The sequence below is a fragment of the Lysinibacillus sp. NPDC048646 genome (assembly GCF_050272295.1).
Classification (GTDB): Bacteria; Bacillota; Bacilli; order Bacillales_A; family Planococcaceae; genus Lysinibacillus.
This window is the reverse complement of record NZ_JBNNLZ010000001.1, coordinates 324,407-348,280: the sequence shown is the minus strand read 5'-3', so window position 1 is coordinate 348,280 and position 23,874 is coordinate 324,407. Positions and strand designations below refer to the sequence as shown.

Genomic DNA, 23,874 nt, shown 5'->3' with positions numbered 1-23,874 from the left:
CCCTTTAAGACTTCTTCATTTTCGAGCGAATACGTGGATCGAAAAAGGCATACAGAATATCAATCAACAAGTTGACAATAGAAATGGTAATGGCAATATAGACGACACCACCAAGGATAGCTGGAATATCAGGTATAAATTGCTTATCAACAATATAGCTGCCAAGTCCATTAATATTGAAAACTTTCTCTGTAACTGAAGCCCCTCCCAACATTCCTCCGAAGAGTAGTCCAATCACCGTGATAATAGGAATCATGGCATTGCGTATTGCATGTTTTGTGATCACTTTATATTCATTTAGACCCTTTGCTTTAGCAGTAATAATATAGTCTTCATGAATAACCTCGAGCATACTTGACCTTGTCATGCGGGCGATGGATGCTGTAATAGAAGTACCCAAGACAACAACAGGCATCAATAGTGATAGCCAGTTTTGTGGATTATACGTGGCTGGAAACCATTGTAGTTTTAACGCGAAAGTTAAAATGAATAGCAAACCTTGCCAAAAGCTCGGGATCGATAATCCAATTAGGGCAATAAACATGAATGTGTAATCTAAGTATGAATTTGGGCGGACCGCTGAAATAATTCCGACTGGAATGGCAATGGCAATAGCCATTAACAGCGATAATAGGGCAATTTCAAGCGTGATAGGAAATTTATTTGCGATGCTATGTGTAATATCTTCTTTCCCAGCAAATGATGTGCCCAAATCAAATGTGAATAACCCAGAAAGTGCATGCCATAGTTGTGATAAATAGGGTTGATCTAAGCCATAAATACGATTAAAGTTTGCAACTTGATCGGGCGTTGCCTCAACTCCGAGTAAGTTTCTCGCCGGGTCAAATGGCGACAAATATAAAATTGTAAAAACGAGTGTGGCAACACCAACAATTACGATGAAGCTTTGTAAAATCCGTTCAATAACAAATTGTAGAAATGGATTCGCAAACAATAGTAGCAATACATAAAATAAAATTGCTGGTATAAATGTGATGGCTATAAATTTTTGTTTTTTCAGTTGCTGTCCAAAAAACTGTAAATAGGATGGATCAGTGTGGCCTTCATTGGCTAAATCTTTCTCTACTATTCGTTTGAGTTTTGCGTCTGCTAAAGAAGTAGCGGATGTTTGTAACTGCTGTTTAGACACTGGCTCATTGAAAAACTGTACCTTAGCCTGTTCTTGATCTGCAAATGCAACTTGCCACTGTGTATAAGACCCATTTACTTTGTAGTACTGACATTGTTGCTCAAACCTTTGCTTGTATATATGCGATTTTTTTCTTTTCCGATAAAAGAAATATGTAAATGGATGTACCAAGATACTAAAAAGAAAGAGTAACAATGTATAGGATCGTTGATGCATAAGTTTTTGATAAACCGTAAAAAAGAAATCATGTTCCTCTGTTGTTGAATGATTTTTTGAAATACCCATGCATTTCCTCCAAACGTGAATGACATAACAAGCATTATATTGTATAATTCCTATCAGTATTGTAAAGTATGGATTATACCTGGTATTAAGTCAATCATAAAATTTAAAAAGGATGGATTGAATGAGTGAAAAGCTATTAGAAATCAACAATCTTCGCGTGTCCTTTATTACTGGGGAGACAGAATTTGAAGCAGTAAAAGGTGTCAGCTTTCATGTAAAGAAAGGTGAAACACTCGGAATAGTAGGAGAGTCAGGTAGTGGGAAAAGTGTAACAGCTCGTTCAATTATGCGGTTATTACCATCACCACCTTCTTTTCTAAAATCAGGAGAGATTTTATTTAAAGAACAAGAGGTTACTGCCTTAAACGAAAAGCAGATGGAAGCAATTCGTGGGCAAGACATAAGTATGATTTTTCAAGACCCTATGACATCTATAAATCCTACCATTCGAGTAGGAGAACAAGTAGCTGAAAGTTTAAGAAAGCACCAATCACTATCCAAAACCGATGCTTACAAGCAAACGATTGAACTACTAGAACTTGTAGGAATTCGAGATGCTGAACAACGCTATAAGCAATACCCGCATGAATTTTCAGGTGGCATGCGTCAACGGGTTATGATTGCTATGGCGTTAGCATGTAATCCGTCATTACTGATTGCCGACGAACCCACGACAGCACTCGATGTGACAATTCAAGCGCAAATATTAAAATTAATGCGTGATATGCAAAAGAAGATGGGTACTTCAATTATTTTAATTACGCATGATTTAGGTGTTGTTGCTGGCATGTGTGATCGAATCATTGTCATGAAGGAAGGCGAGATTGTTGAGCAAGGTACGGCAGAGGAAATTTTTGCGAATGCTCAACATCCATATACAAAAAAACTGCTAAATGCTTTACCAAAGTTACATGAGAAGAAACAACCAAAGCTATTAGCAAATTTATTGACAGGAATAGATGCGACGAAACCATTAATTGAAGTAGAGCATCTTTCAAAAGAATTTGGATTAGGACGTGGTCAAACAGTAAAGGCGGTTAATGATTTATCATTCCATATTTATCCTGGAGAAACGTTAGGACTTGTAGGGGAATCTGGCTCAGGTAAATCCACAACAGGACGTACTCTTTTGCAACTGCATCAACCGACAAATGGTGAAGTTTTGTATCAAGGGGTACCAATTACAAGACTAACAGCTAAGCAATTAAAAGCGATGCGTCGTCATATGCAGATTATTTTTCAAGATCCGTATTCTTCTTTAAACCCTCGGAAAAAAATATTGGATATTGTGGGAGAGGCTCTTGATATTCATAAACTTGTGAAAACAAATGAAGAACGCCAACAGCGAGTTGAACAGTTACTTGAACTAGTAGGCTTAGACAAAGAACATGCAATGCGTTATCCACATGAGTTTTCAGGTGGTCAACGCCAACGTATTGGTATTGCACGAGCATTGGCTGTTGAACCGAATTTTATTGTCTGCGATGAACCACTATCTGCACTAGATGTATCGATTCAAAAACAAATTGTTGATTTATTAAAGGATTTACAGCAACGGCTTGGCTTGACATATTTATTCATTGCACATGATTTATCTATGGTAAAACATATAAGTGATCGTGTGGCTGTCATGTATGGTGGGAAAATTGTTGAGCTTGCGGAAAGTGAAGAACTATATACGAATCCACAGCATCCCTATACACGTGCATTGTTGCAATCTATTCCAATTCCAGATCCAGCCATAGAAAAACGAAAATACGCTCATTCAACAAATGATGAACCACAAGTACAATATGATGTAGAAAATAGTGAACTCGTTGAAGTTTTACCTAATCATTGGGTTGCAATAACATCTACATAACTTGAATGTAGTAGCTTGATATTTTACAATAGAAACAACGTGAAACTTTTTTCATTCGGCCAGGACTTTTACTCCTCCTCGCCGATGATTAGTTGAACGTATCAGACTTTTATAAGGGTCTCTTTCTTAACTACAGTAAATAGTTAAGCAATGGAGCAGGGATTACTTATTACAGTGTGATAATGACGAATAGTTGTGAGGGAACTACTACATGAAAATGCAAGACATCAAAACGTTAATAACGAGTGGTACAATCATTCTTGCTGTTGCTCTATATATGATCTTTGGCAGAACACCAACAGAAGATAAGGATACAACTACTTCTGAACAACAAGGCATTATTTCGATTGAAGCGGTTGAAGAAAAGACTGGGAATGATCGCTTTAATGTAGAGTATATAAAAGCTTATGATGGCGATACTTTTCAGGCGACCATTAATGGTGAGAAACAAAAAATCCGCTTATTGATGGTAGATACACCTGAAATGAATTATAACAAAGATGATGAACAGCCTTTTGCACAAGAGGCGAAGGATTACTCGATAAAGCTTTTAGAAAACGCTAAAAAAATTGAAGCGGTCTACGATGTAGGACCAGAAGTAGATAATTACGATCGTCTACTAGTTTATGTCTTTATTGATGATGTGTTATTACAGGAAGCCTTATTAAAAGAAGGGCTTGCAGCTGTACGTTTTATTCATAAACCAAATAATACGTTTGAAGATGAATTCCGTGAAATTCAGCAAGACGCACAAGAGGAAAAATTAAATATTTGGTCACATGATAATTACTTCCAAAAAGATGGATTCCATCCCGAAGAAATCAATTAAAATCATCAGATTACTACGCTTTTAATCGTCATTCTTAATAAAGAACATTTTGCAAGTTCAAGAAGATGCTGTCTGTATTTTGCAGGCGGTATCTTTTTTTATTGATTCGACGAGAACACACATGACCTCAGTCATGAGATGAATCTATTGTGTGGTGCGTTAAATATAGAAAAGAAATATTGCGAAGGCTAATAGATAAAACTTTGCAAAACGTTATTCGTAAAATCGCAAGAGAGCACGAAATAAATATTGTTAAAATGGAGACTGACGGCGATCATATCCATTTATTAGTTGAATGCACGCTTCAACAATACATCCCTGATGTGATGAAGGCTTTGAAAGGTGTTTCTGCAAGGATTATATTCAGAACATTCCCTACTTTAAAATCAAGTCTTTGGGGAGGTTACTGATGGAACCCTAGCTATTTCATTGCCACAGTTAGTGAAAATACCGAAGAACAAATTCGAAATACTATTCAAAATCAAAAGAAGAAATGAGGTTTAATCATAAGACGACACAAAGCCTATAAGTTTAGAATCTTTCCAAATTCAGAACAACAAATACTTATTGCTAAAACTATTGGTTCTTGTCGTTTTGTTTTTAACCATTTCTTATCAAAATGGAACGTTCATTACAAAGAAACAGGCAAAGGTCTTACTTACAGTCTTAGTTCAGAAGAATTGCCGAAAATGAAACAAACTCCTGAAAACATTTGGCTAAAGGAAGTAGATAGCAAGACTTAAAACATTTGTCAAAGACTTGACGGATGCTTTTACACGTTTCTTTAATAATCAAAATTCTTTTCCTCGTTTTAAAAGTAAACGCAATCCTACACAACAAAATGCGTAAACAATAGTATAGAGATGCTTACAAGTCATATAAAATTGCCCTTCTCGCTTAACCACTTCTAACGTTTCACAATTTATCAAATCTATTTTTTCTTGATAATACCCAAATCATGATGATTGAAGAGTATTATCCTCGCAATTTTTCGCAATCATTAACCTATCTTTACATGATTTACAAACTTTCGGAATAGATGGGACAAAAACGGAATCCTAATTCAATTGGATAAACACATCTTCAAAGAATGATATAGAAAACTTCCCCTTGGAATCTATTCACAGTATGTAAGCAATCGTGTCGTTGACTCTTAACGGAAACTAACTGCTAAACTATTGGTTAAGTAAACGAATAATGAAGTTAGATTCATTAAATTTGTTTGATATAAATTATATCAAGGAAATTGATTGTCAAATTATGTTCTAAAAGTAGCAAAGAGTGATTTTGATTATTGAGAAATAGTTGTTATGATTTGAATATTCTTGGGAATGGTGACTATATACCTATTTATCTAGCATTAAATGAAAATTCTAAAGTTTTTACATAAAACGAATTAACCTAATGGATCTATGGCTCCTGCTTTCAACTTTGATTATGTTATTAGTTTCAATGTTTTGTGGGATTCAGACTAAGAAAAAGCGGCACGATATTCTATAAAAAAGTTAAATAAACTTCGTTTATGGGAAACTATGTGTAAACATGACGCTGATAGGAATGTTGGTTGAAGACTTTGGGGTGAGACTATGCATAATTTTTTAGATCGATCTACTTTGCATAAAGTACAGGTACTAAATCTTATTTATAATGAAAATCGATTTTTTTCGAGTTTTGAGTTAGCTCAAGTTACGGAGTTGTCGGAGAGAACCATTTTGAAGATACTAGCGGAAATTTCTTTAGATTTACAAATAATAACAGAAGCTGCATATATAAAGGAAGAAAAGCCAAAGTATTTTAAATTGGATTACCAAGATCATTTTTCAATTAAGACCGTAGAAAGACATTATTTACAAAATTCATTAACATATAAAGCTTGTGATGAGATTTTTCATAATACATTTGATGATATTACTACATTTTCATTAGAAAATTTCACAAGTTTGGCCTCTATGTACCGTCGTATAAATAAAATTAAGCCGTTGTTAAATCAATTTCATTTAAAATATAAATCTCAACAAATGGTAACTCTTGAAGGAACAGAGAAACAATTTCGCTATTTTTACTATTTGTTCTATTGGAATTCATGTTGGGGAGAAGTATGGCCATTTACTTTAGTTACAAGAGAGGCAATTCAGAAAGTAATGGAGGAAGTGAATATAGAGCTTCCACATTCGGTGATATATTGGCTTGCTATTTGCTTAACACGTGTGAAATTAGGCTTTCAAATTGGGCAAGATCCAATGTATTCCACTTTTACAAAACATCATTATCATTATGGGGATTTTTCCAAAGTAGTTGAGCGTATATTTAAGGAACTAACTACATTGTCTGACGAAGAGATTGAATTAGAAATGATGTTTTCATTTACATTCACTTGTTGTTTACAACATTATGACAAAAAAGATAAAGCAGTAAGTTTAATGATGAACTTTGCTCAGCACCATAATCAAGACTTATTCGTGCAAGCAACTTTGTATTGGATAGAAACATTTATGGATCATTTTTCCATTACACTAAATGTAGAAGAATATGGAGTGCTATTTGTGAATTTACTTCATCTCCATTATTTTATTATAACTTTTTCTGGTCCATCTTTTTTATTTAAAGAAGATCCTTATCAGAAGAGGTTTGAGATGCATGAAACTACTCAAATAGAAATAATGAATCAATTTTATGATCGACTTATGGAAAATGAAGATTTTTCACTTGTTTTTAAACAGAGAGATACTTTGATAGGGCGGTATCACAAATTATTGAAACAAACGATTAATATTATTAATAGAGAAGTAATTAAAATTAAAATTGTTTCGATGATAAATGATATTCCACATCTATTCGATCAAATTAAACGTGTCTTTATACATGTTGAATTATGTTCAGAAGTTGAAGAGGCGGAGTTAATCATTACAGATAGTCTATACTTAAACCTTAAAAAAGAAGCACGAGAATTGTTTGTGTGGGATGTGATGCCTAAAAAAAGTGACTATGAAAGGGTAGGAAAAAGATTACAAGAAATATATTTAAATAAAAACGAAGAATCAAATAATCTTTTAATTAAAGCTTTAATATGTCAAATCTAATAGGCATTCAATATTAAAGAAAAAATTAGTAGAAATTACATATGAAATGCAAAGCATCATAGATAGAGTAACCAAAATTTAGGGTGGACCGAATTTATTGTCATTAACTATAACAATTGTAGCAGTAAGCGCTGAAAAACTTGGAAGAGGCTTAGATATTGTTGGAGAGGCGGTTAAAAGTTACCTTCTAATGTAACAAAAAATCAGTCACTGATGGAAGTCGTAGAAACTAAAGATGCAAAGTCAACACTTCTCTTGAAACGATTAATACCTTTGTTCAAGATGGAAATCAAATCATAGAAGGAATGAGGGACACTAATATGTACGAAAGACAAATTCCAGATGAACTAACCTATTATTTGAAATTGGGAGACGCAGTCGTAATTACGGATGAAAATCTAATAATCTTGGAAGTCAATAATCAATACAAAAATATTACAGGTTATAAGAGAGAAACTATTATCGGATCACCAGCTGAATTTTTAAACTCAAATATGCAGCCAATTATGTATAAATCATTAAGAAGTGCATTAAGTAATGGTAAATCATGGTCTGGTGTAATGGGCGATATAAAGAAATCATCAGGATCTTGGTATTCTACCATAACGATCACGCCTATTAAAATAAATGAACAGATTTACTATGTAGGAATCACACGAAGTGCCGAACAACTTGTAGTACAAGACAACCACCGAAGAAAAGAGGAACAAAAAGAATTATTTAAAGTGTTAGCTATATCAAGTGAAATTCGTGATACAGGTATAGTAGAACATCTTTTAAGCGTTCAAAAATTAACAGAGAAATTCTTGTTAACCCTTACTGAGGAGAAAATATATAGCTTACCTGTGAAGTATATAGATAAAATTATTCAATATAGTATATTGCATGACATTGGAAAATCGGGTATTCCTGAATCAATACTTTATAAACCTGGTCCACTTACGTTCTATGAAAGGAAAATAATCGAAATGCATCCGTTAATCGGAGTTGAAGTCCTACATAAAATTTCTGATGGAATGAATTATAAACTTTTTGATGACATAGAAATAGCAAGTAATATTATTAAATACCATCATGAAAAATGGGATGGTACGGGATATCCTGACGGACTAAAAGGAGAAGATATTCCTTTTGAAGCAAGGATAATAGCCATAGTAGATGTATATGATGCTTTAATTAGTAAAAGATCTTATAAGAAGTCTTGGTCAAAAAAAGAGGCTTTGTCCTATTTGAAAGAACAAAAAGGAATTCAATTTGATCCTTTTCTAGTTGATGCTTTCCTAGAAAGAGTTATTGATTTACCAAGATGATGAATAGTAGCGGAATTCTCTGCTATGATCGAGTAACTAACAGCAATGAGGGCATCTTCTAGAAATGTCGCAATGGTTTGTATGTCCCTAAGTGCCGCATAGAACAATAAAAGAATTATTTAATATTGAAGAGCTCGTTTTTTAAAAAATGAGTTCTTTTTATGTGCGATTTTTTTCTACAACCTTGATGGTACGAACAACTTGGTACTTCACAGGTATTTGAGGTAGAAGCGCAGATATATAGGTTTTTTGAGCGGGGATTTGTATACATTCCACGGGTGTTACTGTACATAAAGGGCAGGAGAATGATTCGTAAATTTTTCCGATCTTGTAATAAGTGAAAAGCCTTATCTGAACAAAATATTTTTTTACTCATACTATATAGAAACATAGATAATCAGATCTGAGGAGGTTAAAAATGCATTGGATTACCATCATTCTTATAGGTATTGCTGCTAATCTAGATAATTTAGGAATTGGTCTTGCCTATGGTGTTAAAAAGATGAGAATTCCAGTCCTATCAAACGCAGTTATTGCCATTATGTCAATGATTGTCACATATGTTGCAGTAACTGCTGGGAGCACAGTTATTGAGTATATCTCAGCGCATACGGCAAATCTTTTGGGAAGTCTTTTGTTATGTGTTATTGGGATGTGGACGTTATTGTCCACTCGCTTTTCTAAAAAGGGGATCATGAGCAGTCCTGAATTATTTGATGAGGATAAAAATAATGTTATCTCATTCAGGGAAGCCATTACACTGGGATTCGTCTTATCAGCAAATTGTTTAGCAGGCGGAATTGCAATTGGAGCGAATGGTATTTCAGCCATATGGACTGTTATATCGATTGGTACTTTTTCATTTATAACCGTCGCGATTGGTAGTCATTGTGGATCCTTACTAACAAAAACATTCATTGGAAAGTATTCGACAGCCATTTCTGGATGGCTATTAATGATGATTGGTGTATTTGAGATATTTGCTAAATAGTCTTGTTATAGTTTACTAATTGAGAATAGATTTACCTAAATAATAAAGATGTTACTTAGAAATAGAAATTGTTTTAAGTGTAATAGCGTAAATGTACATTGTGGATTTGGATTAAAAGTCCATGCAAAATCAGATTATAAGTGATTTTTGTACATAGTCTCTAAATTGATAGTATTGACATAAAAAGGGAGCATGCAGAGGTTTTTCTGTAGTGCTTCCCTTTTTATGACAGGAAATTTTGACATATTAAGGACGATTTTGGTTTAATAGTTGACATACGCTGGTATTAACGATTATTCTTGGAAATAAGGTTGTAATTGAGAATTGTTTTCGTTTGCGCGAAAATGCTTTTATGGAAAACATTGTGCATATAAATTATTTCAATTATAATGATTTATGGAAAATGGATAAAAAATTTCCATTATTATAGAGGAGGCATGCAACACATGAAGAAAATAATGATGTTGGTCATGCTAGTCAGTATGTTTGTATTTAATATAGCTTTACCTCAAGCATCTGCTCAACTAGCTGATGGCACACATTCTGTAAAATATCAGGTGAATAAACCAGATAGTAGTTCTGCGTCCATTGCAAATGATTATTTCGTAAAGCCTGCAAAGGTGACTGTGAAAAATGGGACAGCTACTGTGCAAATTACCTTGAAAAATAGTGCATGGATAACTAAATTCCAACCACCTGGTGGTGCTTCTGTTGTAAGCGAAGATAAATCAGCTGACACTCGTGTTGTACAATTAACAGTAAAAGATTTAACAAAACCGGTAGTTACATCGATGAAAATTGATATCGATGATATTAATTATCACCATGAATATAGCGTCTCATTAGTATTCGAAGTAACATCAGCAGGAAGTTCGACAGCAACGATAGCAAACGATACTAAATCGCCAACGCCAACTACTTCCGAAAGTCAAGTGTCTAATCCTCAGACAAGCGATGCTACGCCGTATTTATTAATCGTTGGTTTAGCAGGATCAGCATTTTTACTTTATAGAAAAAAAACACAAACAAAATCGGAGGCTCAATAATGACTAAAAAACGTCAATCACGCGCAACAAAAATCGTACTAGCTTCACTACTAGCTGCATCACTTTCAGTACCATCTTTTGCATCTGCGAAAGAAGCTGAAGTCACAACAGTAAATACTGAAGTGAAAGCAGAAACTACAAAGGAATCAGTAGTTACACAAGAAGGAACAACTGTAAAATTCCAAACATTCAAACCAGGTACAGATGAAGCTGGTTACATGGACAAGTATTTCGCAGGAACTGGTTTACTTGTAGAAAAAGATGGTACATATACTGTGAAATTAACAGTGCCAGCTGAATTTGCGGCTATGATTCCTGGTTTCCAAGTGAAACAAGGCGATAAATATGTTGATGCAACAATTGAAAAACAAACAGATGGTTCAAGCATCGTGTCATTCCTGGTAGATCCAAAAGCGAAAACAGCAGCAAAAGTACATGTTGTTGTGGCTGAAGCTAGCATGGACAAATGGTACGACTTTGATTTCCAACCAGTAGCTGCTACAGAAGAAACTGTTACTGAAGAAAAACCAGTTACTGAAGAAGAAGTAGTCGTAACAGATGAAGAAGATGTAGATGTAGATGTATATGAAGGAACAGTAACTGTTTATAAAGATGGCACTAAAGAAGAATCAATGATGAAAAACTACATTGACTCTACAATAGCAGTTGCTAAAGCAGACGGCACATACGTTGTTGGTATGATTTTCCCTAAAGGTCAGTATGTTCAATCATTTAAAGTCGATGGTCAGGACGCTGTATTAGACGAGGAAGAAACTGATACAGATGAGCGTCTTTACTTGTTTGAAGTAAAAGATATCAAGGCACTTACAACAGCACAGATTCATATTATTGTAGATGAGCCAGCTGCTGGTGTGAAATATGATTCAGTTCACACAGTTCAATTTAAATTTGATGTGAACTTTGACCAACCTGTAACAGAAACAGAAGAAACTACTGTTGATAATCCATTCAAAGATATCGACAACAATGAAAACAAAGAGGCAATCTTAAATTTACTTGCTTATGACATTATCGTAGCGCAAGATAAATTCAACCCTAACAATAGCTTAACTCGTGCACAATTTGCTTTAATGATTGCACGTACATTAGAATTAGAAGCTACTGAAGTTGCTGGCTTCCAAGATATTAAAGGTATTGAAGCAGAGAAAGCAATTAACGCTCTTGCTGAATATGGCATTGTTGAAGCACGTGATAAATTCAATCCAAATGGCACATTAACACGTCAACAAGGTGCTTTAATGATTTACCGCGCAATTCAGGCTGTTACTGAAGGCGAGTTAAAAGTAGACATTTCATTACCTTATGCTGACGTATCTACTATTGCTAATGAAGAAGCGAAAGAAGCATTCTCGTTACTAAATAAAGAAGGCATTATGACTGGATCTGTGGGTAAAGATGGTAAGACTTATATCAATGCCAACAAACCATTAACACGTGGACAAATGGCGAAGATACTAAATAATTCTTTAGATTTCTTTTATGAATTTGAAGAATAACAATAAGCACTAAAACAGCAACTTCCTTTCTCACTTAGATGAGGAAGGAAGTTACTGTTGCTTCTATAGAAAATTGGGGGAAATTCATGGTGAAAATAAATAGAAAAAACTTTCTTTTGTTAGCGTTCATTCCTATTTTTTTAGCATTCCTCCCTCCATTTGTATGGACGCATGCACAGGCTGAAGAACATAGATCCATAGAAAATGGATCGTATCAAGTTGAACTAAGTTTTCCATCACTTGATGGAGTGGAACAAAGTCTTTTATTCAGTAAAGAAGCAAAACTTATCGTCAAGAATGGACACTATACATTAGCTTTGGCGGTAGAAAATAAAAATAGACTGACAAATATACATATTGAACAAAGCGAAAAAACGCTTCCCTTTAAAAAAGAGAGTACTGAAAATTTAGTTCAGTTTGATGTAATAGATTTAATGCAGCCGATATTTGTAATGGGTTTAATGGCTATGGATAACCTTCCTTTTACACAAGAGCTTCTAATAAAATTAGAGACTATTAAACCGATAGAGATTCAAAGTGAAGAGTCTATATTAGAGAATGAGGTCGAAGAAAACTCTACAATAGATATACCTGAAAAAGAGTGGACAATGAACTATGTACTTCTAGTTGATGGAAAAAAAGAGCCCTCAATTATGAATACATATGTAAATCCTGTGGCAAAGATGATAGAAAAAGAAGGACTATTCTATGCGCAGCTGACGCTATTAAAATCTGCTTGGATAACAGGGCTTACGGTGGAACAACAGGGGCGGCAAGTGGAACCTAAGCTTATATCTCTTATAGATAATGTGCGGATTATTGAATTTGAAATTGAAGATTTACAACAATCGCTAAGAATGTGGGTAAAGGTTGATATTCCGGAGGTTTATTATCATCATCAATATTTCGTTCATCTAAATTTCGATCAACAACAGGTGGCCAAGTTTTTAAATAAACTTTCAGAAGCGGAATCCTCTGGGCAGGTAGTCAAAGTAGCGCCTCCCATCATTACTAAAGTAGAAGAAGTAAAGAAAGCACCAGACAAATGGACAGTCGAGTCGGTGACAAAACCAACCATGCTAGCACCTCCGATAGTTCAACCTACACCTTCTGTCCCAAAGGAAGAACTGTTAGCTTTTGACCGTACACTTGATACAAATACTGAAGACGTTACTGAAGATGAAGCCAATAAAGCTGAAGTCAAAAAGGAAACAGTTACTGAAAAGGTAGTGATGGATACAATGACAACCCAGCAGCTGGCTCTATTAGATAAGGTGAAAATGGCATTGCTCATCATTATTTGTATTTTATCGGGGTGGTTACTTGTTCGCCGCATCAAAAATGCTAAAAATGAAGCAACGGAACAGAAATAAGTAGGAGATGACATTATGAACAAATATTTGAAAGCGTTGATGCTCTTCATGGCACTTATGACTTTATTCGTAATTGCTGGTTGTAGTGGTGGAGAAGACAAAACTGAAGCACCTGCTGAAAAAATGGAAACAACAGCAGCATCAACTGAACAAAGTGAAAAACGTATTATTGCAGGTACAGTTGTCGTTGCGGAAATTTTAGATAAGCTTGAGTTGGACGCGATTGCAGTACCAGAAACTGAGAAAGTATTAGCTCCACGCTTTGACGGATTACCAACTATCGGCAATGCAATGGCACCTGATATGGAAATTGTGAAATCTTTGAATCCAACAGATGTATTATCAGTTTCAACGTTAGAATATGATTTACAAGATAAGTTCAAACAATTAAAAATTCCCGTAAACTTTTTAAATTTTCAAAGTGTCGATGCGATGCTTAATGAAATTAAATCTCTAGGCGAACAATATGACCGTACTGCACAGGCAGAAGAATTAGTCACGAGCTTACAAAAAAATATTGATGCTGTCCAAACGGTTGCGACCAATAAAGAGGGTCCACGTGTATTAATTTTACTTGGTATTCCAGGTAGTTATTTAGTGGCAACTGAAAATTCTTACGCAGGTGACCTTGTGAAACGTGCGGGGGGTATTAATGTGATGGAGGGACAGGATGCAGAGTATTTATCTTCAAATACAGAATATCTGCATAATAGTAACCCAGATATTATTTTACGCCTTTCGCATGGTATGCCTGATGAGGTGGTAAAAATGTTCGATGAAGAATTTAAAACAAATGATATTTGGAAGCATTTTAACGCAGTGAAAAATGGCAAAGTATATGATTTAGAAGAAGAATTATTCGGTACAACTGCTTCCTTACAAGTGCCACAAGCTTTAGGGCAGCTGATGGAAATCTTCTATCGTTAATAGCAAGTAGAAATTGACGCTCGTATCACAAGCTAGCCTTGTTATAGAGCGCTTTTCTTATATTTAAGGTAAGCGTGAATTAGACAAGAAAAAGGGAAATCGATATGACAAAAAAAATAATAAGTTTTTCGATCGTAATAGTGTTGTTGCTTGTCACAGTGGTCTATTCGGCAACAACAGGTAGTATTAAAATGGGCTTTTTTGAATTTATAGGTGCACTATTTGACAAAGAAAATAGCCAAATGGAGGCAATTCGTGATTTACGCTTCCCGCGTATTATTGTTGCGCTATTTGCCGGGGCGGCCCTTTCTGTTTCAGGTGTACTTTTACAATCTGTCATGCGGAATCCTTTAGCGGATGCTGGGGTTATTGGTATATCTTCTGGGGCAGCATTTGTACAGTTATTTATTATTTCATTTTTTCCTGCCTTATTTTTCATGACACCCGTTCTAGCGTTTATGGGCGGGGCTTTGGCCTGTGCGCTTGTTTTTGCCTTGTCATGGAAGTCGGGGTTAAGCCCTCTGAAATTGATATTAGTTGGGATTGCTATTAATGCCATGTTTACTGGTTTAACAGAGGCGTTTATTAGCTTAGGGGGCTCGTTAAATACATCAGCTTCTAGTGTCATTGGTTCGAATTTAACAATGCGCACTTGGAAAGATGTCTCGACAATTGTAACTTACGGTTCAGTGGGGTTAGTTGTTGCCTTGGCGTTATATAGTTGGTGTAATCTTCTTGTCCTACAGGATAAGACAGCAAAAAGCTTAGGTTTCAACGTTGCACGTGCTCGATTATTGATAGCAGCAGTTGCCGTACTGTTATCAGCTATTTCTGTTGTCGTAGCAGGCGTAATATCGTTTGTTGGCTTGTTAGTGCCACATATTGCAAGGCGTTTAGTAGGTTACGATCATAAGGTACTGATCCCATTTACCGCTTTAGCAGGGGCATTATTAATTTTGGTGGCAGATACAGTTGGTCGGACAATTGTTGCACCACTTGAAATTCCTGCTTCCACTATTATGGCAATCATCGGTGGACCGTTCTTAATATTCCTACTACGAAAAGAGTGACGAAACATGGAAATGCAAGATATTATCGTATCTCATGATAATACGCGAAATCATTTAGACGGTGTGACGACGGCCATTCAAAAAGGCAAAATAACAACAATTATTGGTCCAAATGGTTGTGGAAAATCCACATTGTTAAGTGTAATGTCGCGCAATAACATGCCAAAATCAGGCCATGTCTCATTAGAAAATAAAGATTTAGTGCATTATAAGTCAAAAGAATTTGCTAAAAAGTTGGCGATTGTCTACCAGCAGAATGAGGTACCGAAGGATTTAACCGTTGAAAAATTAGTAAGCTTTGGACGACTACCACACAATACAATGTTAAAGCGCAATCAGGAAGAAGATGCGAAGGCTATTGACTGGGCGCTTGCTTGTACAAATTTACTAGAAAAGCGTGACAAAGATTTAGAGGCGCTATCAGGTGGAGAACGTCAGCGTGTGTGGATTGCGATGGCGTTAGCACAGCAATCTGAAATTTTATGTTTAGATGAACCGACGACGTATTTAGATATTTATTATCAAATTGAGCTATTGGAGCTTGTCAAAACATTAAATGAAGAGCATGGCTTAACGATTGTTATGGTACTTCATGATATTAACCAAGCGATTCGCTATAGTGACCATATTATATTGATGAACGCAGGGAAGATTGTCACTGAAGGAGTACCGCGTGACGTCATTACGAAAGCAGTCATAAAAGATGTATATGGGGTTGAAGCCATCTTTAATGAGGATGAACAACTTGGTCTTTATATGGTGCCCTTGGGGATATAAGTTGGTGGAATGATGAAAAAATGGACATCTAAACTTTTAACCTGTGTATATTTAGCGATATTTTTATATTCTGGCTATGCACTAGTAAAGTATTTTTATACGTATTACGAGACGTCGAAATCACTTAAGGAAGTACAAAGCATTTATGAAGAAACATTGATAACTATTGACAAAGAAGCTGATGTTTCATTAACTTCGACAGAGGAGTTACTAGCAAAATATACGATACGCCCACAATTTAAAGAGCTATTAGCTGTAAATGATAGAATTGTTGGTTGGATATCTGTGGATAACACGAAACTTAATAATCCCATTTTGCAAGCGAACAATAATGATTTTTATTTGAATCGTAATTTCAAAGATCGTGAAAGTCGTGCAGGAAGTGTTTTTATGGATTATCGTAATGATGCACTTGATATGAGCCGAAATACTATTTTGTACGGGCATGCTATGAAAAATGGGACGATGTTTGGGAGTCTGAAAAATTATTTAAACCAGGATTATGCAGATGCACATCGTACGATTTATTTGGACACACTCTATGAAGGTTATGATATTGAAGTTTTTGCAGCATATGAAACAACAATTGATTTTTATTACATTGAAACAGAATTTAACAGCAATGATGATTTCCTACAATTTATTAAGGAAGTTCAAACGCGTTCTACAATCGATATGAATATAGCTATTGGACCAGACGATAAAATCCTTACATTGTCCACTTGTAAAGATTCTGTAATGAGTGATGAACATCGCTTTGTTGTGCAAGGAAGACTAGTAAAGCGATAAAAGCTCCTCTAGAGGCAGAAAGGAGTTGTCTCAAATGAAATTTTATGAGATAACTCCTTTTATAATCGTAATTTCGTTAAGACAAGTCAAAGAAAGACTATGGTTAAAAAAACTATTAAATAAAAAATAATTACTTGACGTAATTTGTTTATTAATATATAGTAAGTTACATAAAGTAATCAAATGCTTTTAGTATCTACAATCAGTCATCATAGAAATTCAGCTAAAGTAACTGCAAATGTTTAACCTTTTTAGTAACAGGGTAACATAAAAATAGTAGTTACTTCATATTTTATCATATATCTCGAATTCGAGATAAAAACAACAATTGGAGGAATTCACAAATGGCAAAATGGAACATCGATTTAGGGCATTCAGCAATAAACTTTCAAGTAAAACACATGATGGTATCAAAAGTAAAAGGAGTATTTGATACTTATTCAGCAGATATTGAGGCAGCGGATCTTACAGATTTAACTACAGCAAATATTAGCCTTAGTATTGATGCAGCAAGCATCAATACACGTAGCGAAGACCGTGATAATCACTTAAAAGCAGAAGATTTCTTTGATGCAGAACAATATCCAAAAATTACATTCAAATCTACTAGCATTACTAAAAAATCAGATGATACGTATAACCTTACTGGTGATTTAACGATTAAAGATGTAACAAAATCGGTAACATTCGATACAGAGTTTAATGGTAAAGGCACAAATCCATGGGGCCAAGAAGTCTATGGTTTCGAGGCAGAAACGACAATTAATCGTGAAGAATTTGGATTAACTTGGAACGCAGCCCTAGAAACAGGTGGCGTACTTGTTGGGAAAGACATCAAAGTAACTGTAGAACTTGAAGTTAATCCTGCTTAATATTACAGACTTAGCTGTGCTCGAGAAATAAATTCTCGGGCACAGTTTTTTTGTGGAAACGAGAAATGTTACGGTTTGTAAAAATAATCCGTAAAATAATTGCCTTGCATATTTTTAGTAAATTATGCATATAAAACATCATATTGTTTTTGGGGGCGATGGGATGAATGTATTAGTGACAGGCGGTTATGGGTTTATTGGTAGTGCTGTAGCGAAGCGTTTCTTTAAGGAAGGTGCAAATATTTATATTATTGATAATTTAAGTACAGGGCATTTACGCAATATAAATTTTGAGCACAAATCTTATCTATTAAATGTGGAGGATGAGGTTTGTGAGCATTTCTTTAAGGAAGTGGCATTTGATGTAGTGATCCACTGTGCAGCACAGACGAGTGTCCAAAAATCAATGCATGAGCCAGTGAAGGATATTTTAACGAATATAGTAGGGCTTAGTCAGATGCTCTTTTTATCGTCAAAATATAAGGTAAAGCATTTTGTTTTTGCCTCGTCGGCTGCTGTGTATGGTGATAGTCACTATCCACCACTTGACGAAAATGATATTAGCGAACCTGTTTCGATGTATGGTTTAAACAAAAGTATCGGTGAAACATATTGTGAGAAGTGGCAACGAGATTATCATTTGCCGACATTAATTTATCGCTTTGCCAATGTGTTTGGTCCTAGTCAATCCATGCAGGGAGAAGCGGCAGTCATTCCAAGTATGTTAAAAAGTATTATAGAAGGAAAGCCTTTTACTATTTATGGAAATGGTGAACAGTCTCGTGATTTCATCTACGTGGATGATATTGCAGATGCCATCTATGCAGGTGTAGAGGTTGGCCTTAAAGGAACATATAATGTGTCAACAAATGAAGCATGGTCGATTCATCAGGTTATTTTATTATTACAGCATTTAAATCATCCTTTAGAAATCCAGTATGCACCTTCAAGAGAAGGTGATATTGAGCACTCTTTTTTAAATAATGAAAAACTGACGAAAGCAATTGGCTGGAAGCCGAAAATTTCCTTTGCTGAAGGTATAGAACGAACACTACAGGCATTACAGAATGAAAAAATAGTTGAAATTTAACTTTTTTGAATAGAATTTCTCCAATTTATTGAGCTTCTAGTGGATTTCAGGTTAGGAGCAGAATAGGATATCAGTAGACGATACAAGTTGATTGGAACGAAAGGCGCGACACTCCTGCAGGAACAGCACGTGCGGAAAATCCATTTTTGCGGCGATTCGCCGCAAAAATTAGTAGGAGCCGTGCCTGCGGAAAGGGAGCGCCTGGAACGGAAATCAACGGTTTCTTACTATTTATGCTAAAAAGAGAAAGACAGTAGGCAACCTCAAATTTCTTTGAGTTTGTCTACTGTCTAAAGTATCTACTCTTAGGAGTGGATGCTTTTTTTAGTAGCTAGTAATTATCTACTAATTTCAGCTTCAGCTACTTTTTTTACACGCGCTATAAATTCTACTACTACCTTGTCAGTAGCAAACATTAAAAATAATTTTACAAACCATTTTAAAGGGTGATTCGTTACAGTATATGTAAAAGAAGTCTCTTTTTCATTTATTTTATATAATTCATAAAAAGCCGTGATTTCAAACATATTAGCAAGTGTAAAACCCACTTTTAGCTTTTTTTTATCAGGTGTATTCGTATATTCTAAAGTTTCTACATCATACTCTGCTATGCGCTTTCCTTCTTTATATTTTTGGCGATATACACTACCAACCACTTCTTCCGTTATCTTAACAGGCTTATTTTCAACCACTTGAGGCATAATCTTTTGCATTTCAGCTAAAGAACCATCAAGAAATTTCCAAACATCTTCTATTGGGGCATTTATTGCAATACTTTTTGTCCATGCTTTCATCGAAAAACACCTCGAGTTTTTATAAAATTAATTTATTCATTCATTATCATTATAATATCCTGTAAAAATTTACTTCAAACAGCATATTTAAAGCTATTTCTAATCAAACTGATAATGTAATTGTACTAAACATTTGTAAAGTAATAAATCTATTGAGCGTTATGATCTTTAGATGCTATGCATTGTATTAATTTTACGATGAGTAATATGTCTTTTTTTAGGTATATTGTATAATTAATTAAGGAATGTTGTGGAATTGAACGGAGGCTATTTCATGCTAGTGGATTTTAGAGTGAAAAATTGTTTAAGTTATAAGGATGAAACAATATTTTCAATGGTGGCAGGCAGTCGAATTCGAAAATTGAAGGATACACACACGATGAAGATCGAGTCATTACGCCTGGTGAAAAGCGCTTTTATATTTGGGCCAAATGGTAGTGGGAAATCGAATTTATTCGCAGCCATTAAAGTTCTACGTTCGTTGTTGTTTAACTTTGAAAATTTAAATAACGTCAAACAGCTTCGTTTGCCATACCAGCCTTTTAAACTAGGTGGTTATCAAGGGATACCAACAGAATTTATGATCTCGTTATTACTAGACGGTTCTCTTTATGATTACGAAGTACAATATAATGCAGAGCAGGTACTTTTTGAGCGCTTAACAAAAGCATCGAAAACGAAAAAAGAGGCGTTATTTATTAGACGATGGGATGGCACGGACTACACGTATGAAACTGCACAAAGTACGTCACTTGAGCTGACAAAATATACACGCAATAATACTGCCTTCTTATCAGTATTAAATGTTTTTAATGATGCCGATGCAACGAAAATTTTTGATTGGTTTTTACATAAAATTTTATTTTTAGATGAGGCACATCGTTTATCGAGTCATCCGCTCATTCGTAAGCTTGAGGAGGAGCCATTTAAGCGAGAGGTTATTAAGTTACTAAAAATTGCAGACTTTTCGATTCAGGATTTGACAGCGAGATGTGTAGAACGCAGAGAAAAAAATACAATTAGTTATGATTTTGATACGCCAGAAATTATACAAGAGATAGATATTGATTTACATTATTTATCGTTTGATGAAGTGGGTACACCACTTGGCACAGAAACAATTAATTGGACCATGGATTCAAAGGGAACAGTGCGTATGCTTCATTTGGCATGTGTCATGGTGGATGCATACAATAAAGGGAAGACAATTTTTATAGATGAGTTTGATACGGCTTTTCATGTGTCGATTTGCGAATTTTTAATGGCTATTATGAATAGCAAGCGCAATGAAAACAATCAATTTGTTGTGACCAGTCATGAAATTGATTTATTGGATCAGCCACTACGCTCCGATCAAATTTGGTTCGTCAATAAAAGTTTTAAAAATGAATCAGAGTTATATTCCTTATTTGATTTTGCCGATTTGCAGAAAAAACGAGGGGATATGTCGTACGCAAAGCGTTATTTAAAGGGAGAATTTGGCGCAACACCAGTTATTAATGAATACTTATCAAATCAATATTTAAGTGAATTGGAGGTATTCGAGCAGTGAGAGTACGTCACCAAGGAAATCGCACGCTGCGTAAAACGATCTTAATTTATTGTGAGGGTGAAACTGAGCGCATTTATTTTGAGCAAATGCGAATTTTAAAGCGATCAAAAATGGTGAGTGTCAAAATTAAAAATGTTAAACGCTCTGCCATCAAGTTAGCACAGCACGCTTTTCGAGATTCTAGCTACCAATATTTTGATGAGGTATGGGTTGTTTTTGATAAGGATGATTTAACTGAAAAGCAGTTAGAGGAAGTTAATGTGTTCTGTGAGGAAAAAAATATTCATATCGCCTATACAAACGAAGCCTTTGAACTGTGGCTTCTGCTACATTTTGAAGAAGTCGATATAAAGGAAAAATATCCTCGTGCCGTGTTAAATAACAAGATGCAACAGCATCTTGGCGTGACGCGCTATTTCCGACATAAGGCCGACGAGTCTATCATTGCACCGATAGCACTACGACATGAGGTAGCTATTAAAAATTGTACAGATATGATGGCTCTTCAAAACACTGAAAGTCGTGACAATCCTTATTGCAACATACATGAAATGATCCAATACATATTCTAAAAAGTATAGCAGGTTTTCTGTCCATAGACGGAAAGCTTGCTTTTTTCATCTATGTTATCTGTATTAAGAAGCTCTTTCTTGTACTTAGAAAGATTAAAAAATATTTACATTGAATTTTCGGAATTAATTTTTTTTTATAGAATTTAGGTTGTAATTTTGAACTGAGTATAATAAAATAACTTAAAACATATTAAACCTAGTAAAATTATAAAGATTAAAAGAGGTGACAGGATACATATGACAGCACCGTTAATTTCTATACAACGAGTAAGTAAAACATTTGCTGAGCAGTCTGTGCTCAATCAAATATCATTGGATATACAAAAGGGCGAAGTGATTGCTATTTTAGGAAAGAGTGGTTGTGGTAAAAGTACCCTATTGAATTTAGTAGGAGGCTTTGAACAGCCTACAGCAGGACAAATTTTATTGGATAACCTAGTGGTAACAAAGGCGAGTAAACGCTGTATAATGCTGATGCAAAATTATGGCTTACTTCCTTGGCGTTCAGTTCAAAAAAACGTTGAATTAGCCTTAGAGGGAACAACATTGACGAAGATAGAGCGTCAACAACGTGCACAATATTACTTAAAACTTGTTGGTTTAGAGAATCGTTTAACAGCATTACCAAGTGAGTTATCGGGTGGGATGCAACAGCGTGTAGCAATTGCCCGTGCATTAGCGATTGAACCAGAAGTAATTTTGATGGATGAACCATTTGCGGCACTCGATACTTTTACACGCTATTACTTACAAGATGAGCTACTTGCCATTCAAAAAGAAGAGCAAACGACAATTTTATTAGTGACACATGATATTGACGAAGCTATTTATTTGGCGGATCGCATTTTTATTATGAGTCCAAATCCTGGGCGCATACACCGTGAATTACAACTTCGAAGTACGAAACCGAGAGATCGATCAGATTCGGAATTTCAACATTTCCGTGAAGTCATTTTCAATGAATTCCAGTTTACTCATCCGCAGGATACAATCGAATACAATATTTAAAATGGAGGAAAAGACATGAAAAAGAAATTAGGCTTATTCTTACTTGTATTAACATTACTACTCTCATTAGTGGCGTGTGGAGAGAATGAAGAAAGTACAGGAGCGCAAGTTGCAGGAGATAAAAAAGTAGTGAAAATTGGCTACTTACCAATTACACATGCAGCACCCCTTTATATGCAAACTGACAAGGAGTATGAAGGTTATGCCATTGAGCTTGTGAAATTTGGGTCCTGGCCTGAGCTGATGGATGCTTTAAATACAGGCAAAATTGATGGAGCATCTGTGCTTATTCAATTAGCGATGAAAGCGAAGGAGCAGGGAATTGACTTAAAGGCGGTTGCTCTCGGACACCGAGATGGCAATGTTTTAGTTGGGGCACCGGATATTGAAAAAGTAGAAGACTTAAAGGGAAAAAGCTTTGCCATACCAAATAAATACTCTACGCACAATATTTTATTATATCGTATGTTGCAAGACGCAGGCTTAAATTATGATGATGTGGCTGTTGTCGAATTACCGCCAGCGGAAATGCCAGCTGCGTTAGCGGAAGGTCGTATCGCAGGATATGTAGTTGCAGAACCATTCGGCGCTCTTTCTGTGGCACTCGAAAAGGGGAAGGTATTATTCCAATCTGAGGAAATTTGGCCGAATTCAATTGACTGTGGATTAGTCCTCCGTAGTGCATTTATTGAGGACGATAAAGAAACAGCCAAACAGTTCGTAAAGGATTATGCAGCTGCTGGTGAGCAGATGAATGCAGGGGATAAACATGCGCATGATGTTGTTGCAAAGTACATTAAAGTTGACGAAGAAGTATTGGATTTATCGTTAAATTGGATTTCTTACAATAACTTAAAAATCGAAGAGGGTGCGTATGCTATTTTAAGAGATTCGTTAATGGAAATGGGCTTATCCGAGGAACCTCCAACGTATGAGGAGTTTGTAGATTCGACATTAATTGAACAATGGTAGGGTGGCATA

General features: G+C 35.3%; 20 protein-coding genes and 2 pseudogenes. 20 read left to right on the top strand and 2 right to left on the bottom strand.

Annotated features, from left to right (window positions below):
• Positions 1-4: 4 nt before the first annotated feature.
• On the bottom strand, positions 5-1,435 hold the full coding sequence (locus tag ACQKII_RS01640) for an ABC transporter permease (protein WP_427455707.1): 1,431 nt from the start codon (positions 1,433-1,435) through the stop codon (positions 5-7).
• A 121-nt stretch (positions 1,436-1,556) separates the two neighbouring features.
• Between ACQKII_RS01640 and ACQKII_RS01635 the strand changes: the two genes are divergently transcribed.
• The 16 genes and pseudogenes from ACQKII_RS01635 to ACQKII_RS01560 all read left to right on the top strand — a co-directional run bounded on the left by ACQKII_RS01635 (position 1,557) and on the right by ACQKII_RS01560 (position 18,967).
• Positions 1,557-3,296, top strand: coding sequence for an ABC transporter ATP-binding protein (locus tag ACQKII_RS01635; protein WP_427455705.1), 1,740 nt, complete (start codon positions 1,557-1,559; stop codon positions 3,294-3,296).
• 211 nt (positions 3,297-3,507) lie between these two features.
• Positions 3,508-4,125 carry a thermonuclease family protein gene (locus ACQKII_RS01630; protein ID WP_427455703.1) on the top strand — a complete coding sequence of 206 codons (618 nt, stop codon included), beginning with the start codon at positions 3,508-3,510 and terminating at the stop codon, positions 4,123-4,125.
• 146 nt (positions 4,126-4,271) lie between these two features.
• Positions 4,272-4,622, top strand: a pseudogene (gene tnpA, locus ACQKII_RS01625) (IS200/IS605 family transposase).
• A 9-nt stretch (positions 4,623-4,631) separates the two neighbouring features.
• A pseudogene (locus ACQKII_RS01620) lies at positions 4,632-5,015 on the top strand (helix-turn-helix domain-containing protein); the annotation flags it as partial.
• A gap of 696 nt (positions 5,016-5,711) precedes the next feature.
• Complete coding sequence (locus ACQKII_RS01615) at positions 5,712-7,205, top strand: helix-turn-helix domain-containing protein (protein ID WP_427455701.1); 1,494 nt, start codon at positions 5,712-5,714, stop codon at positions 7,203-7,205.
• A 320-nt stretch (positions 7,206-7,525) separates the two neighbouring features.
• Positions 7,526-8,515, top strand: coding sequence for an HD domain-containing phosphohydrolase (locus tag ACQKII_RS01610; RefSeq protein ID WP_427455699.1), 990 nt, complete (start codon positions 7,526-7,528; stop codon positions 8,513-8,515).
• A gap of 418 nt (positions 8,516-8,933) precedes the next feature.
• Positions 8,934-9,506: a manganese efflux pump gene (locus ACQKII_RS01605; RefSeq protein ID WP_427455697.1), complete on the top strand. Its 573-nt coding sequence runs from the start codon at positions 8,934-8,936 to the stop codon at positions 9,504-9,506.
• Between the two features lie 446 nt (positions 9,507-9,952).
• Positions 9,953-10,552: a heme uptake protein IsdC gene (gene isdC / locus ACQKII_RS01600; protein WP_427455695.1), complete on the top strand. Its 600-nt coding sequence runs from the start codon at positions 9,953-9,955 to the stop codon at positions 10,550-10,552.
• Entirely contained in the window at positions 10,552-12,069 is a 1,518-nt protein-coding gene (locus ACQKII_RS01595) for an NEAT domain-containing protein (protein WP_427455693.1), read from the top strand. The genes isdC and ACQKII_RS01595 overlap by 1 nt, the downstream gene beginning before the upstream one ends.
• An 86-nt stretch (positions 12,070-12,155) precedes the next feature.
• Entirely contained in the window at positions 12,156-13,442 is a 1,287-nt protein-coding gene (locus ACQKII_RS01590) for an NEAT domain-containing protein (RefSeq protein ID WP_427455691.1), read from the top strand.
• Between the two features lie 15 nt (positions 13,443-13,457).
• On the top strand, positions 13,458-14,369 hold the full coding sequence (gene isdE / locus ACQKII_RS01585) for a heme ABC transporter substrate-binding protein IsdE (protein WP_427455689.1): 912 nt from the start codon (positions 13,458-13,460) through the stop codon (positions 14,367-14,369).
• Positions 14,370-14,473: 104 nt separating this feature from the next.
• Positions 14,474-15,439, top strand: a complete 966-nt coding sequence (locus ACQKII_RS01580; RefSeq protein ID WP_427455687.1) for a FecCD family ABC transporter permease — start codon at positions 14,474-14,476, stop codon at positions 15,437-15,439.
• Between the two features lie 6 nt (positions 15,440-15,445).
• A complete protein-coding gene (locus ACQKII_RS01575; protein ID WP_427455685.1) occupies positions 15,446-16,216 on the top strand; it encodes an ABC transporter ATP-binding protein in 771 nt (256 codons plus the stop codon).
• A gap of 9 nt (positions 16,217-16,225) precedes the next feature.
• The gene (srtB, locus tag ACQKII_RS01570; protein WP_427455683.1) at positions 16,226-17,005 is read left to right on the top strand and encodes a class B sortase; all 780 of its coding nucleotides are present in this window, start codon (positions 16,226-16,228) and stop codon (positions 17,003-17,005) included.
• 344 nt (positions 17,006-17,349) lie between these two features.
• Complete coding sequence (locus ACQKII_RS01565; RefSeq protein WP_427455681.1) at positions 17,350-17,877, top strand: YceI family protein; 528 nt, start codon at positions 17,350-17,352, stop codon at positions 17,875-17,877.
• A 163-nt stretch (positions 17,878-18,040) separates the two neighbouring features.
• Positions 18,041-18,967 carry an NAD-dependent epimerase/dehydratase family protein gene (locus tag ACQKII_RS01560; protein ID WP_427455679.1) on the top strand — a complete coding sequence of 309 codons (927 nt, stop codon included), beginning with the start codon at positions 18,041-18,043 and terminating at the stop codon, positions 18,965-18,967.
• Between the two features lie 338 nt (positions 18,968-19,305).
• Here ACQKII_RS01560 and ACQKII_RS01555 read toward each other — a convergent pair whose 3' ends face one another.
• Positions 19,306-19,761: an SRPBCC family protein gene (locus ACQKII_RS01555; RefSeq protein ID WP_427455677.1), complete on the bottom strand. Its 456-nt coding sequence runs from the start codon at positions 19,759-19,761 to the stop codon at positions 19,306-19,308.
• A 274-nt stretch (positions 19,762-20,035) separates the two neighbouring features.
• Here ACQKII_RS01555 and ACQKII_RS01550 point away from each other — a divergent pair, with 274 nt between their 5' ends.
• From ACQKII_RS01550 to ACQKII_RS01535, 4 genes are all read left to right on the top strand, one after another.
• Positions 20,036-21,313 (top strand): AAA family ATPase, encoded by a 1,278-nt coding sequence (locus ACQKII_RS01550; RefSeq protein WP_427455675.1) that lies wholly within the window; start codon positions 20,036-20,038, stop codon positions 21,311-21,313.
• Positions 21,310-21,885: an RloB family protein gene (locus ACQKII_RS01545; RefSeq protein ID WP_427455673.1), complete on the top strand. Its 576-nt coding sequence runs from the start codon at positions 21,310-21,312 to the stop codon at positions 21,883-21,885. The genes ACQKII_RS01550 and ACQKII_RS01545 overlap by 4 nt, the downstream gene beginning before the upstream one ends.
• Before the next feature lie 237 nt (positions 21,886-22,122).
• The gene (locus ACQKII_RS01540) at positions 22,123-22,893 is read left to right on the top strand and encodes an ABC transporter ATP-binding protein (RefSeq protein ID WP_427455671.1); all 771 of its coding nucleotides are present in this window, start codon (positions 22,123-22,125) and stop codon (positions 22,891-22,893) included.
• A gap of 15 nt (positions 22,894-22,908) precedes the next feature.
• Complete coding sequence (locus ACQKII_RS01535; protein WP_427455669.1) at positions 22,909-23,865, top strand: ABC transporter substrate-binding protein; 957 nt, start codon at positions 22,909-22,911, stop codon at positions 23,863-23,865.
• The last annotated feature ends 9 nt before the right edge of the window (positions 23,866-23,874 follow it).